Raw genomic sequence first — 13,971 nt, 5'->3', positions numbered from 1 at the left:
GACCGCGGCGTCCGCCCTGGGCCGACGCCTCATCCGGAGTGAATTGATTGAACATCAGCCCGACCGATTTCGCCAGCATGCTGTGCTCGCGCCTGTGCCACGACCTGCTGAGCCCGGTCGGTGCGCTCAACAACGGGCTGGAGCTGCTCGCCGACGAGCATGATCCCGAGATGCGGGCGCGCTGCCTGGAACTGCTGGCCGACAGCGCGCGGGCGTCGGCGAGCAAGCTCAAATTCTTCCGCCTGGCATTCGGCGGCGCGGGCGGTTTCGGCGAGACGATCGACACGCGCGAGGCGCACGCCGCGTTGCAGGGGCTGTTCGGCGACAACAAGCGGCTGGTGCTGGGCTGGATGGTCGACGAACCGGTGCTGCCCAAGACCGCGATCAAGGTGCTGCTGAACCTGGCGCTGATCGGCGGCGATGCGCTGATCCGCGGCGGGCAGCTGGATGTCGGGGCGGAGAATGTCGACGGCGTGACCGAAATCGTCATCCGCGCCGACGGGCCGCGCATCGTGCTCGACCCTGAACTGCGCGCGGCGCTGGAGGGCGAGATTGAGGAGAGCAGCGTGTCGCCGCGCGCGGCCGCGGCGCTGCTGGTCCATGCGCTGGTGGTGCAGAGCGGCGGGATGCTGCGCGTGTCGCCGCCCGATGCCGAAGTGCTTCTGTTCGGCGCATCTTTCCGCGCCGGGTAAACTCCGCCTTAACCCTGACCGGCGCAAGGTCCCTGCGTGCAGACCGCGAGGACAGCCGCCGGGGACCCATGGACGACCTTCTTCAGGAATTCATTCTCGAGACCCGCGAGACGCTGGAGGCGCTGTCCGGCGAGATCGTCGCGTGGGAGGCGGACCCGTCCGACACCGCGAGGCTCGACGCGATTTTTCGCTTCGTCCACACCGTCAAGGGGAGCTGCGGCTTCCTGGACCTGCCGCGCCTCGCCCGGCTGAGCCACGCCGCTGAAGATGTGCTGGCGCAGGTGCGCAGCGGCGAGCGCAAGCCCGACCGCGCGCTGGTCAACGCGGTGCTGGCGATCGTCGACCGCATTTCCGAGCTGGTCGAGGCGATCGACCAGGGCGTTTCCCTGCCCGATTCGGGCGAGGAGCTGCTGATCGCCGCGCTGGCGGCGGGCAGCGACGAGGTGGCGGCCACCACCGCCGCCCCGGCGGTGCGCGCGGCATCGCGCAGCGTCCGGCTGGGCGTCGAGCTGCTCGACCGGATGATGAGCGGCATGTCGGACATGGTGCTGGCGCGCAACGAACTGGCGCGGCGGCTGCGCGACGTCGATGCGGACCCCGCGCTCGACGCCTCGCTCGAGCGGCTGTCCGCGACCGTCGCCGAGATGCGCGACACGGTCACGCGCACCCGCATGCAGAAGATCGACGCCCTGTTCTCGGCATTGCCGCGCATGGTGCGCGACACCGCCGCGACGCTGGGCAAATCGGTCACGCTGAGCCTCGACGGCAGCGACGTCGAACTCGACCGCGAGATGATCGAGGTGATGCGCGACCCGCTGGTCCATATCGTGCGCAACGCGATCGACCACGGCATCGAGAGCCCGCAGGAGCGGCGTGCCGCGGGCAAGCGCGAGAACGGCCGCCTGTCGGTCGCGGCGCGCCAGTCGGGCAACCAGATCATCATCGAGATCGCCGATGACGGGCGCGGCATCGATACCGACCGGCTGATCCGCAAGCTGGTCAAGAACGGCTCGCGCAGCGAGCGCGAGCTGATGGAACTGAGCGCGCGCGCGCGGATCGACCTGGTCTTTGAACCCGGATTGTCGAGCAAGGACGAGGTGACCGCGATTTCCGGGCGCGGCGTCGGCATGGACGTGGTCCGCGCGTCGATCGAGCAGATCGGCGGGCGCATCGACCTGCAGAACCGGCCGGGCCAGGGCCTGCTGATCGCGATCCGCGTCCCGCTGACGCTGTCGATCATCCCGACGATCGTCGTCGGGGTGGGTGGACTGGAACTGGCCATTCCGCGCCAGCCGATCGAGGAGATCGTGCGCGACCGGGGCGACGCGATCCGCATCGACCTGATCGGCGACACGAGCGTGGCGACGGTGCGCGACCGGCGCCTGCCGCTGGTCGACCTGGCGCGCCTGCTGGGGACCGAACGGACGGGCGCGGACGCCCAGATGATGCTGGTGATCATCAATCTGGGCAGCATTTCCTTTGCGATCGCGGTCGATTCGGTGCTCGACAACGAGGAACTGGTGATCAAGCCCGCCGCTCCGGCGGTGATGGCGACCGGCATCTATGCCGGCCAGACCCTGCCCGACAGCGGTCGCCCGATGCTGATGCTCGATTGCGCGGGCGTCGCGCGCGCGGCGGGAATCAGCGGTGCGACCGTCGTGGATCGCGACGCCGAAGCGGTCGATGCCGAGGCCGCGGCTGCCGAGGGCATCCGCGTGCTGCTGTTCGAGGATCTGGACGGCGTGCGGCGCGCCATGCCGCTCGCCATCGTCGATCGCGTCGAAAAGGTCGACGCGATCGCGATCCGCCACAGCGCGGGGCGGCTGCGCCTGGCCGTCGACGGATCAATCGTGGCGCTCGCCGCAGTGGCGCCGCCGCCGCCGGGCGAGGAAGTCCTGGTCCTGCGCCTGCGCGACGAGGCGTCCGAGCTCGGCTATGCCGTCGCCGAAACGGGCGACATCGTGACCCTGGCCGGCGACATCGCGCCGCCCGCCGCGCCGGGCATGGTCGCCGGCGTCGCACTGGTCGACAACGACCCGGTCGAGCTGCTCGACCCGCACTGGCTGTTCACGCATCACGGCGCGGAAGCGATCGAGGGCGATCGCGCGCCCATCTGTCTGATCGGGGCGGACCCGAGCGGGTGGATCGGCACGTTCCTGCGCCCGATGCTGGAGGGTTATGGCTACCGCGTCACCCAGCGCCTCGGCCCGGAGGAGCAGCCCGCGATCGTGCTGACGCTCGACGCGCCGCCCCCCGACATCGTCGCGCCCGCCCCGGTGGTGCGGCTGACCAGCGATCGCGGTGCCGCGGAAACCGGGCAGATCTATCGTTATGACCGGGCGGCGCTGATCGACGCCCTGCAGCGCGCGGTAACGGGGGGACGCCGGTGAACAAGCTGTTTCTGGTCGCGCATATCGACGGCCGCGCAATCGCGATCGACGCGGACCAGGTGGATTCGGTCGTCGATCTGGGGCCGGTCACGCCGGTGCCACTGGCCAGCCGGCAAGTGCGCGGCCTGGCGGCGCTGCGCAGCCGGGTCGTCACCGTCATCGACACCAAGGCTGCGCTGGGCATGCCGGCGCACGGCGCGCCGCGCCGCGCGGTGATCACGCGGATCGACGGCCATCATTATGCGCTGCTGGTCGACGCGCTGGACGACATCGTGGCGATGACGCTGCTGCCCCTGTCGCCGGCGATCCCGCTCGAGCCCCTGTGGCGCGAGGCCGCGCGCGGCGTCGTCGAACGGGACGGCGAGCCCATCCTGGTGATCGATGCTGCTGCACTGATTCCGCAGAGCGCGGCCGCAGCATGATGTGTGGATTAACGCCACGGTTACGGACTTGTGCCAAAACCCTACTCCTCGAGTGCAAAATGAAAGCGTGTTCATGAAAACCTGTCTGGTGGTCGACGACTCAAAGGTCATTCGCAAGGTTGCGCGACATATCCTCGAGACCCTCGATTTCGAGGTTCGCGAGGCCGGCGACGGCCGCGAGGCGCTGGACGCGTGCATCGCCGACGCGCCTGACGTGGTGCTGCTCGACTGGAACATGCCCGTGATGAGCGGCATGGATTTCCTGCGCGCGCTGGGCGAGAGCAGCCTGCCGGCAAAGCCCAAGATCGTCTTCTGCACGACCGAGAACGGCATCGCCTACATCCGCGCCGCGATCGAGGCGGGCGCCGACGAATATGTGATGAAGCCGTTCGATCGCGAAACGCTGCAGAGCAAGCTTCAGATCGTCGGCATGGCCTGAACGCCGTTCAGGGGAGAGCGGCGGTGGGCGAGATGACGCACCAGGCAAAAATCGACAGAAGGGGCGCCGCCGCCGCCAAGGTCGTGCGCGTGCTGGTCGTCGACGATTCGGTCGTCGCGCGCACCGTCATCTCGCGCATGGTCGACGCCATCCCCGGTTTCATGGTTGCGAACGCGGTCAACAATGCCGCGCGGGCGATCGACTTTCTGCGCCGCGAGCGCGTCGACATCATCCTGCTCGACATCGAGATGCCGGGGACGGACGGCCTGTCCGCGCTGCCCGACATGCTGCTGATCGGCGCGGGCGCCCGCATCCTGGTCGTCTCCTCGATCTGCGAGGAGGGCGCGGCATCGACCATCCAGGCGCTGTCGCTGGGTGCCGCGGACACACTGGAAAAGCCGATGGCGGGGGCGCTGGCCGGGCGCTTCGCGGCGACGCTGCACGAAAAGCTGACCCGGCTGGTCGCCCCGGCGGGCGACATCCAGCAACCGACGCTCGCGCATGAGCGCCCGGGTACGCCGGTTCCGGTCGGCGCGCGTCCGTTCGACATCGTGGCGATCGGGGCGTCGACGGGCGGCATCCACGCGCTCACCCAGCTGCTGCGCGAGCTGCCGGCGGGGCTGCAGACCCCCATCCTGATCACGCAGCATCTGCCGGATTCGTTCATGAGCTATTTCGCGGCGCAGATCGCGGTACTGGCCGCGCGCCCGTGCGACGTCGCGACCGAACGCCTGCTCATCCGGCCCGGCCGGGTCATCGTCGCGCCCGGCAACGCGCACATGGAATGCGTGCAGGTGGCCGGCGGGATCGGCGTCACCCTGACCCACGAACGGCAGTCGTCGGGCTGCATGCCGTCGGTCGACCCGATGTTTGCATCGGTGGCGCGCGTTTACGGCGACCGGGCACTCGGCATCGTGCTGAGCGGCATGGGTCGCGACGGCGTGCGCGGCGCGGAACAGCTCGCCGCAACGGGCGCGAACGTGGTCGCACAGGACGAGCGCAGTTCGGTGGTGTGGGGCATGCCGGGCGCGGTCGTCGCGGCGGGTGTCGCGCGCACCATCCTGCCCCCGTCGGAGATCGGCCGGCTGGTCGCGCGCGGGCGCGCAACCGCATGATCACGGGCCACGCCAACGCGATCGGATCCCCCCGCGCCACCGGCATCATCCTTGGCCTGCTCGAACAGCGGACCGGCCAGCGCATCGACTCCAGCCGGTCGTGGCGGATCGAAACCGCGCTCAAGCCGCTGCTGCGCGACCTGGGGCTGGCGAGCATCGACCAGCTTGCCAGCGCGCTGGGGGACGGCACGTCGCCGGGGCTGTCCGATTCGATCGTCGACGCGCTGCTCAACCAGGAAACGTCATTCTTTCGCGACGCCAACGTGCTGGAGATGATCGCCGACGTCGTCGCCAGGCTGCAGGCCGAGGAACCGGACCGGCGGATGCGGGTGTGGTCGGCGGGGTGCTCGACGGGTCAGGAGCCGCTGTCGCTGGCGATGCTGTTCGCCGAAGCCGAGACGAAGGGCGGGGCGGCCGCGCCGGAAATCCAGGCGTCGGATATTTCGGCGCAGGCGATCGAACGCGCGCGGCGCGGCACGTTCAGCCAGTTCGAGATCCAGCGCGGGCTGCCCGTGCGGCGCATGGTGACATGGTTCGACGATCGCGACGGCCATTGGGTCGCCAAGCCCGAGTTGATGCGCCGGATCAGCTTCCGGCGACACAATCTGGTCGATCAGCCCCCGCTGCCGGGCCGGTTCGACCTGATCCTGTGCCGCAACGTGCTCCTCTACTTCGCAGCACCCGTGCGTCAGCGCGTCCTCGCCAGCCTGGCGAGTGCGCTGCGGCCCGGCGGGCTGCTCGTGCTCGGCGCGGGCGAGACCGTGATCGGCCAGACCGACCTGTTGCAGCCTAGCGTCACCTATCGCGGGCTCTACGAACTCTCCCGCTGAGCCGGATGCCTCAGCGCGGCTCGGGCACGCGGATCTTCGACCCGAGCCGTTCGACGACCTGTCGCGCATCGAAGGCCCGGACATTGTCGGCCGGCTTCGGCCCGCGCCCGACGACGATCTCCGCGATCGCTTCGTAACGGTCGACCGAGCGCACGTCGAACCCGGGGCCGAAACCGCCGCCGAACCCGCCCGCGAAGAACGGGTCATAATAGCGCCAGCCATAGCCGCGGCCGAAGTAACGCCAGCTCGGGCCCCACAAGCCGCCGCCGTAGAAACCGCCATAGCCACCGAAGAAATTGCCGGTCGTGTAGGTCTGCGTCTGGCGTTCGGTATCGCGGTCGACGAGGATGAAATGGTCGTAACCGCGCTCCAGCGTCAGCTGGGCCGCGCGGTAGAGGAGATACCGCTCGACCACCTCGCGCGAGGTCAGGCTGTTGCCGCTGAAGCTGACGCGGAAGCGCGCGTCCTCGATCTGCTCGTCGGCATAGCCGGCGCGCGAGAAGCCGCGCCCCGATGCGGGCTGATAGGGGGTCGGCGTCGCACACGCACCGAGCGTCGCCGCCATCAGTACCGCCGCCACGGCCGGCCGCAGCCGACGCCGTTGTGCAACCAATCCCACCATTTTCGTTCTCCAATCAAACCGATCCGGCGAATATGCGGCGAATCGTGCGGCTGCCACGTTACAAGCCGACATGGAACCAGAACATCCATTGCTTGTTGCTGAACGCGACATGACGGGGACCGCTCCGTCGACCCGGCAACAAATTTTCCACGGCGTTACACATTGCGACAAAAGGCCGCATTGACATCCGCGACGTTGTCCGGTCGTAGGCGCATCCTGGAGCGCGCCGGCGTTCCGTCTTCTCCATCATTGCGGAGGCAGGGCTTGGCCACGTCCGACACACCAGGGATCGCGACGCGGTGCAACCGGGCCGGCCGGATAAAGTCGAGGCGATGAGGTTGAATATTCCGGTTACCCGCCGCGGCGCGCGGCGCGGCCTTGCCATCCTCCTGATCGTCAGCCTGCAGGCCTGCGGCGCTTCCGAAGGCGAGCAGGCGGGCGGGCGGGCGCAGCGCACGCCGACCGTCGGCTATGTCACCGTCCAGCCGGTCAGCGCGCCGATCGAGGTCGAGCTCGCGGGACGGACCGCGCCGTTCGCGATGTCGGAGGTGCGCCCGCAGATTTCGGGGGTGATCGAGCGGCGGCTGTTCACCGAGGGTGGCCTGGTCCGCGCCGGGCAACCGCTCTATCAGATCGATCCGAGCCTGTATCGCGCCAGCGTGAGCGAGGCGGAAGCCGCTGTCGCGATCGCGCGCGCCAATGCGGAGGCGACACGCATCCGCGCCGAGCGGCTCAAGCCGCTGGCCGACATGGAAGCGGTGAGCCGCCAGGACTATACCGACGCCGCTGCCGCCGCGCGCCAGGCGGCCGCGACGGTCCAGCAGGGCCGGGCGCAGCTCGACACCGCGCGCATCAACCTGCGCTTTACGCGCGTGCCTGCGCCGATCACCGGGCGGATCGGCCGGTCGCTGTTCACCCAGGGCGCGCTGGTCACGGCCAACCAGGCGCAGCCGCTCGCGGTGATCGAGCAGCTCGATCCGATCTTCGTCGACATCCAGCAGTCGAGCGCCGATCTGCTCGAGCTGCGGCGGTCGCTGGCGCGCGAAGGGGTGATGCCGACCCAGGCCGTGGTCAAGCTGACGCTCGAGGACGGCAGCGTCTATGGACCGACGGGGGTTATCCAGTTTTCCGAGGTGATCGTCGATCCCGCGACCGGTACGGTCACGCTGCGGGCGCGCTTTCCCAACCCCGAACAGCTGCTGCTGCCCGGCATGTTCGTGCGCGCCAGCTTTGCCCAGGCGATCAACACCCGCGCGTTCATGGTGCCGCAGTCGGGGCTGACCCGCGATCCGCGCGGCCAGGCGACGGTGCTGGTCGTCGGGCGCGACGGCAAGGTCGCCGAGCGCAAGGTGACGGCCGACCGGACGATGGGGACCAACTGGGTGGTGACCAAGGGGCTGGAACCGGGCGACCGCGTGATCGTGCAGGGGACGAACGGGCTGAAGCCGGGCCAGGCGGTGAAGGCGGTGCCGGCGAGCGCGCCGCAGCCGGTCAGGCGCCCCGCCGCCGGCAAGACCAAGGGCTGATCGCCACATGATCTCGCGCATCTTCATCGATCGGCCGATCTTTGCCTGGGTGATCGCGATCCTGATCATGCTGCTGGGCGTCGGATCGATCTTCATCCTGCCGACCGAACAATATCCCGACGTCGCGCCGCCCCAGGTCAATATCCGCGCCAGCTATCCCGGCGCGTCGGCGGAGACGCTGGAAAGCAGCGTGACGCAGGTGATCGAGCAGCAGCTCGCGGGCATCGACGGGCTGATCTATTTCAGTTCGGAATCGAACGCGCGCGGGCAGGTGACGGTCACGGTCACGCTCGACAAGGGCACCGACCCCGACATCGCGCAGGTCCAAGTCCAGAACCGCGTGCAGCAGGCGCTGCCGCGATTGCCCGGCCCCGTCCAGCAACAGGGGCTGACCGTCACCAAGTCCAATTCCGATTTTCTGATGATCGTCGCGGTCTATGACGCGACCGACCGGGTGACCAACCAGGACGTGTCGGATTATCTGGTGTCGAACCTGCAGGACCCGATCGGCCGGCTGCCCGGCGTCGGCGACACCAATGTGTTCGGCGCGCCCTATGCGATGCGCATCTGGCTCCGGCCCGAAAAGCTCGCCGGGGTGGGGCTGATCCCCGCGGACGTGATCGCCGCGATCCAGGCGCAGAATACCGAGGTCGCGGCCGGCGAGGTGGGCGGATTGCCGTCGCCGCCGGGGCAGTTGCTCAACGCCACCGTCACCGCACAGTCGCGGCTGCAGACCGCGGACCAGTTCCGCCGCATCGTCCTGAAATCCCAGTCCGACGGGTCGATCGTCACGATCGGCGACGTCGCGCGCGTCGAGCTGGGTGCCGAAAGCTATGCGGTGCGCACGCGCGTCAACGGGCATCCGGGTGTCGGCCTCGCCATCTCGCTCGCCCCCGGCGCCGACGCGCTGGCGACCGCGGAACTGGTCAAGGCCGAGGTCGAGCGCCAGGCAAAGAGCTTTCCTGCCGGGTTTCAATATGCCTATCCGGTCGACAGCACCGAGTTCATCCGCCTGTCGGTCAAGGAAGTGGTCGAGACGCTGATCGAGGCGATCATCCTGGTCGTCATCGTCATGTTCGTATTCCTGCAAAGCTGGCGCGCCACGCTGATCCCGACGATCGCGGTTCCGGTCGTGCTGCTCGGCACCTTTGCCGTGTTCGCCATCGCGGGCTTTTCGATCAACGTTCTGACATTGTTCGGGCTGGTGCTGGCGATCGGCCTGCTGGTCGACGACGCGATCGTCGTGGTCGAGAATGTCGAACGCGTCATGCACGAGAACCCCGGCATGAGCCCGCGCGACGCCACGATCGAGTCGATGAACGAGATCCAGGTCGCGCTGATCGCGATCGCGCTCGTCCTGTCGGCGGTGTTCCTGCCGATGGCGTTCTTTGGCGGGTCGACGGGCGTGATCTATCGCCAATTCTCGATCACGATCATCTCCGCGATGGTCCTGTCGGTCGTCGTCGCGCTGGTGCTCAGTCCCGCGCTGACCGCGACGCTGCTGAAGCGGCGCGAGGACGAGCGGCCCGGCTTCCTCGCGCGGCGCGCGCCGGGCGTGGTTGCGTGGGGCCAGCGGGCCGGCGAGCGGTTCAACCATGGCTTCGCGCGGATGACCGACCGCTATATCGGCATGGCCGAGACGGTGGTGAACCGGAAGCTCCTGTTCCTGCTGATCTATGCGGGCGTCGTCGCGATCCTGGCGCTGCTGTTCTTCCGCCTGCCGACCAGTTTCCTGCCGACCGAGGACCAGGGGCGCGCGATCGTCCAGTTCCGCCTGCCCGCGGGCGCGACGATCGAACGCACCGTCGCGGTGCAGGATGCGGTCGAACGCTATTTCCTGACGCAGGAAAAGGAGAATGTCTCGACCATGCTGAGCGTTGCCGGCGGCGGCGGCGGCGCGTCGGGCCAGAATACCGGGCGCGGCTTCGTCTCGCTCGCGCCATGGGAAGACCGCAAGGGCGCGGAAAGCAGCGCCGACGCGATCGCCGAACGCGCCGCCGCCGCGTTGGGCGGGCTGCGCGATGCCCAGGTATTCGCGCTGATCCCCGGTGCGGTGCGCGGTCTGGGCCAGTCGAACGGCTTTACCATGGAGCTGCAGAACAGCGGCGGGCTGACGCGCGCGCAGTTCCAGGCGGCGCGCGACAAGCTGCTCGCCGCCGCCGCGCAGGACCCGATGCTCGCGTCGGTGCGGCCGAGCGACCTGCCGCCGCTCGCCACGCTGAAGGTCGATCTGGATTCCGAGAAGCTGGCCGCGCTCGGGCTGAGTCAGACCGACGTCAATTCGACGCTGTCGACCGCGTGGGGCGGCCGCTATGTCAACGATTTCATCGACCGCGGGCGGGTCAAGCGCGTCTATGTGCAGGGCGACGCCGAATATCGCGACGCGCCCGAGGATTTGAGCCAGTGGTTCGTGCGCACCGACAGCGGCGGGATGGCGCCGTTCTCCGCCTTTGCGCGGTCGAGCTGGTCGGTCGCACCCGCCTCGCTGCTGCGCTTTTCCGGCCTGCCCGCCTATGAGATCGAGGGCCAGGCGGCCCCAGGCGTCAGTTCGGGCCAGGCGATGGAGCGGATCATGGCGCTGGCGGCCGAGCTGCCCGGCACGACGGTCGCTTGGAGCGGCCTGTCCTATCAGGAGCGGCTGTCTTCGGGCCAGGCGCCGTTGCTCTATGGCCTGTCGCTGCTGGTCGTCTTCCTGTGCCTGGCGGCATTGTACGAAAGCTGGTCGATCCCGGTTGCGGTGCTGCTGATCATCCCGCTCGGCCTGGTCGGCGCGGTGTTCGCGGTGACGCTGCGCGGCCTGGAGAACGACGTCTATCTGCAGATCGGGCTGCTGACGACGATGGGGCTGGCGGCGAAGAACGCGATCCTGATGATCGAGTTCGCCGAGCAGGAAGAGAAGAAGGGCGTGCGCATCATCGAAGCCGCGGTGTCGGCCGCGCGGCTGCGCCTGCGGCCGATCCTGATGACGTCGTTCGCTTTCATCTTCGGCGTGCTGCCGCTGGCGATCGCGACCGGGGCGGGGGCCAACAGCCGCATCGCGATCGGCACCGCGGTGATGGGCGGGATGATCACCGCGACGATCCTGGCGATCTTCTACATCCCGCTGTTCTTCGTGCTGGTGCGGCGCGGCACGCGCGACGCGATGAAGAAGCTGCGCGGCGGCGACAGTGCGTCCGGCACGGGGGCGGCGGCATGAGGCGCGCGATCGGCCTGATGCTGGCACCGCTGGCGCTGGCAGGATGCTCGCTCGCCCCGAAATACGAGCGGCCCGCGCCGCCGGTCGCGCCGTCGTGGCCGGTGGGCGATGCCTATCTGCGCCAGTCGGAGGCCGAGCTCGCCAGCCTGAAGTTCGATCAGGTGTTCCGCGACGCGCGGCTGCGCACGCTGATCGAGACCGCGCTCGCCAATAACCGCGACCTGCGCGTCGCGGCCGCCAATATCGAGGCGGCGCGCGCGCAATATCGCATCCAGCGCGCCGAGCTGTTGCCGGTGGTGTCGACGGGCGGCACGGTCAACCGCAACCGCGGCGGCGCGTCGCGCGCGACCCAGGGCGCGGCGGGCGGCGCGAGCGTTACCACCTTCTACACCGTCAATGCCGGGATCACCGCGTTCGAGCTCGACCTGTTCGGACGCATCCGGTCGCTGAGCGATGCCGCGCTCAACCAGTTTTTCGCGACCGAGGCGGCGGCGCGCGCGACGCGGCTGACGCTGGTCGGCGATATCGCCACCGCGTGGCTGACCTATGCCGCCGACCTGAAGCTGCTGGAGATCGCGCAGGAGACCGAGCGCAGCGCGCTGCGCAGCGTCGAGCTGACCCGCGCGCGACTGGCGGGCGGGATCGCGCCACGCACCGACCTGCGTCAGGCCGAGCAGATCCTGGCGCAGGCGCAGTCGGACCTGGCCGAAAGCCGCACCGCACTGGCGCAGGACGTCAACGCGCTGACCCTGCTTGTCGGCGCGCCGGTCGATCCGTCGCTGCTGCCGCCGACGATCGAGCAATTGGACGGCGCGCTGGCGGAAGTGCCGGCGGGGCTCGATTCCTCGATCCTGCTGCGCCGCCCCGACGTGGTGCAGGCGGAATATCAATTGCGCGCCGTCAATGCGCGGATCGGCGCGGCGCGCGCGGCGCTGTTCCCGCGAATCTCGCTCACCACGACGCTGGGATTTGCGAGCCGCGCGCTGAGCACGTTGTTCGACAATAATTCGTTCAACTGGTCGGTGGCACCCAATGTCGATTACGACATCTTCGCGGGCGGCCGCGCGACCGCCGGCGTGCGCCAAAGCAGGGCACAGCGCGACGCGGCGCGCGCAACCTATGAGGGCGCAATCCAGACCGCATTCCGCGAGGTGGCGGACGCGCTGGCGCGGCGCGGCACGATCGACGACCAGCTGCGCGCCGACACCGCGGGGGTGGAGGCAGCCGGCGACACCGCGCGGCTGACCGAGGCGCGCTATCGCGGCGGCATCGACCCGTTCCTCAGCAGCCTCGACGCGCAGCGCGCGCTCTATGCGGCGCAGCGCACGCTGGTGACGACGCGGCTGGCGAAGGCGGCCAATCTGGTGACGCTGTACCGCACGCTGGGCGGCGACCCGGAACTGGACGCGCGCGCGGTGGGGGCGGCGGGGGAGTGAGCGGGCAATGGTGCCGCGTGTCCGACTCGAACGGACGACCTACTGATTACAAATCAGTTGCTCTACCAGCTGAGCTAACGCGGCCCTGCGGGGCGCTATTGCGTCAGATCACGCCGAAGGTCCAGCCCTCGCTGCGGGCGATTTCGGGCGTGAGCGCCGGCGGTGCCCACAGGTCCGGGCGGTGGGCGTTGGCGCGCAGCCACGCGGCGGTGACGAGCGCGTCGGTGGCGTGATCGTCATAGCGCGCGAGCGGGGCGTGGGGCGCACTGTCGAGCGCGGCGAGCGCGGCATCGAGCGCGGCAGGGTCGCGCACCTTGCTCAATCCCTTGCGCAGGCCGGCCGCGCGCGCGGCGATTGCGGTATAGATCTCGACGATGACGCTGCCGCCACGGGGCAGGGGGTCGATCGGCCAGACGGGCAGGGCATCGCCGACATGGTGGAGCAGCCGCATCCCCGCAAAGCTGGCCTTCGCGACCTGGGCCGCGCCGATCGCGTCGTAGACGGTCGACGGCTTGCTGCCGCCGCGCGCGTTGAAATGCGCCTCGCACCGGCGAAAATGCATGAATCGGGCCTTGGGGCCATCGGCCGCGCCCAGATAGAAATGGCGGCCGCGCCGCCGCTCGAGGAAAGAGGCCGCGCCGAGATCGGCATCGTCGCAATCGCGATCGACATAGGCCCAGAAGGCGCGCGCATGGTCGGGCGTGGCTTCGCCGGGAAGATAGGCGCCGCGTTCGATCCGCGGCGGGGCGAAGCTGAAGTCGAAGCCGATCAGCATATTGCCGTCCGCGCGGCCGCGGACCCAGTCGAGCGCGGCGCGGCGCGACCAGACGCCGTCCGGCGCGTCGATCAGGCGCGGGGGCCCGCCGCCAGCATCCGCCACCGCTACCGCGATGCCGGGGTGGCGCGCGCCCTTCGCCCCCGACCAGTCGATCGCGACGAAATGGGCGAACGGTTCACGGCCGCTGGCCATCGCCCCGCTGCGCGCGCAAAGCAGGGGTCGCGCGGTCCCACCAGCTGCGTTCGATATAGGCGACGATGCGATCGCGCGCCGGGGTGCCGTAGCGGACGAGCACGGCGGCATAGCCGTCATAATGCGGGGTTTGCCAGAAGGTGTCGGGATCGGTCGCCATCAGCATCTGTTTCTCGACGCTGGAGACCATCAGCACGAAACTGCCGGCCTCGCGCCCCGGCGCCAGGATCGGCTTGCCCGCCACCTTGGGCACGGGCACGCCGTAATAGGGGTCCATCGCCACGCCGGGCAGCGCGAGTGCGGTCGCGCAGGCATCGTCCCAGTCCCTCATCC

At 69.4% G+C, this 13,971-nt stretch carries 12 protein-coding genes and 1 tRNA gene; 9 read left to right on the top strand and 4 right to left on the bottom strand.

Annotated elements, in window-relative coordinates:
• The first annotated feature begins 47 nt into the window (after window positions 1–47).
• The 6 genes from AX709_RS17070 to AX709_RS17045 all read left to right on the top strand — a co-directional run bounded on the left by AX709_RS17070 (window position 48) and on the right by AX709_RS17045 (window position 5,888).
• Entirely contained in the window at window positions 48–692 is a 645-nt protein-coding gene (locus tag AX709_RS17070; protein ID WP_066480063.1) for a histidine phosphotransferase family protein, read from the top strand.
• Window positions 693–760: 68 nt separating this feature from the next.
• On the top strand, window positions 761–3,082 hold the full coding sequence (locus tag AX709_RS17065) for a chemotaxis protein CheA (RefSeq protein ID WP_066551144.1): 2,322 nt from the start codon (window positions 761–763) through the stop codon (window positions 3,080–3,082).
• Window positions 3,079–3,504 carry a chemotaxis protein CheW gene (locus AX709_RS17060; RefSeq protein WP_066480056.1) on the top strand — a complete coding sequence of 142 codons (426 nt, stop codon included), beginning with the start codon at window positions 3,079–3,081 and terminating at the stop codon, window positions 3,502–3,504. Before AX709_RS17065 ends, AX709_RS17060 begins: the two co-directional genes overlap by 4 nt.
• Before the next feature lie 73 nt (window positions 3,505–3,577).
• On the top strand, window positions 3,578–3,943 hold the full coding sequence (locus AX709_RS17055; protein ID WP_066480233.1) for a response regulator: 366 nt from the start codon (window positions 3,578–3,580) through the stop codon (window positions 3,941–3,943).
• Window positions 3,944–3,975: 32 nt separating this feature from the next.
• Complete coding sequence (cheB, locus tag AX709_RS17050; RefSeq protein ID WP_066551181.1) at window positions 3,976–5,058, top strand: chemotaxis-specific protein-glutamate methyltransferase CheB; 1,083 nt, start codon at window positions 3,976–3,978, stop codon at window positions 5,056–5,058.
• Window positions 5,055–5,888 carry a CheR family methyltransferase gene (locus AX709_RS17045; protein WP_066551142.1) on the top strand — a complete coding sequence of 278 codons (834 nt, stop codon included), beginning with the start codon at window positions 5,055–5,057 and terminating at the stop codon, window positions 5,886–5,888. The genes cheB and AX709_RS17045 overlap by 4 nt, the downstream gene beginning before the upstream one ends.
• A 10-nt stretch (window positions 5,889–5,898) precedes the next feature.
• Here AX709_RS17045 and AX709_RS17040 read toward each other — a convergent pair whose 3' ends face one another.
• The gene (locus AX709_RS17040; protein ID WP_066480050.1) at window positions 5,899–6,510 is read right to left on the bottom strand and encodes a CC0125/CC1285 family lipoprotein; all 612 of its coding nucleotides are present in this window, start codon (window positions 6,508–6,510) and stop codon (window positions 5,899–5,901) included.
• 332 nt (window positions 6,511–6,842) lie between these two features.
• Here AX709_RS17040 and AX709_RS17035 point away from each other — a divergent pair, with 332 nt between their 5' ends.
• From AX709_RS17035 to AX709_RS17025, 3 genes are read left to right on the top strand one after another with little or no spacing between them, the layout of a single operon-like run.
• Window positions 6,843–8,036, top strand: coding sequence for an efflux RND transporter periplasmic adaptor subunit (locus AX709_RS17035; RefSeq protein ID WP_082731846.1), 1,194 nt, complete (start codon window positions 6,843–6,845; stop codon window positions 8,034–8,036).
• A gap of 7 nt (window positions 8,037–8,043) precedes the next feature.
• Window positions 8,044–11,232 carry an efflux RND transporter permease subunit gene (locus AX709_RS17030; protein ID WP_066551138.1) on the top strand — a complete coding sequence of 1,063 codons (3,189 nt, stop codon included), beginning with the start codon at window positions 8,044–8,046 and terminating at the stop codon, window positions 11,230–11,232.
• Window positions 11,229–12,668 (top strand): efflux transporter outer membrane subunit, encoded by a 1,440-nt coding sequence (locus tag AX709_RS17025; RefSeq protein WP_066551134.1) that lies wholly within the window; start codon window positions 11,229–11,231, stop codon window positions 12,666–12,668. Before AX709_RS17030 ends, AX709_RS17025 begins: the two co-directional genes overlap by 4 nt.
• 8 nt (window positions 12,669–12,676) lie before the next feature.
• Here the strand turns inward: AX709_RS17025 and AX709_RS17020 are convergent.
• From AX709_RS17020 to AX709_RS17010, 3 genes are all read right to left on the bottom strand, one after another.
• A tRNA-Thr gene (locus AX709_RS17020) sits at window positions 12,677–12,752 on the bottom strand.
• 19 nt (window positions 12,753–12,771) lie between these two features.
• Window positions 12,772–13,638, bottom strand: coding sequence for a hypothetical protein (locus AX709_RS17015; protein ID WP_066551132.1), 867 nt, complete (start codon window positions 13,636–13,638; stop codon window positions 12,772–12,774).
• A complete protein-coding gene (locus tag AX709_RS17010) occupies window positions 13,622–13,969 on the bottom strand; it encodes an MmcQ/YjbR family DNA-binding protein (protein WP_066551130.1) in 348 nt (115 codons plus the stop codon). Before AX709_RS17010 ends, AX709_RS17015 begins: the two co-directional genes overlap by 17 nt.
• Window positions 13,970–13,971 lie beyond the last annotated feature (2 nt).

The organism is Sphingomonas sp. CCH15-F11 (genome assembly GCF_001557005.1).
Lineage (GTDB): Bacteria > Pseudomonadota > Alphaproteobacteria > Sphingomonadales > Sphingomonadaceae > Sphingomonas.
The sequence above is the reverse complement of the archived record's forward strand: the minus strand, read 5'-3'. Positions and strand labels throughout refer to the sequence as shown.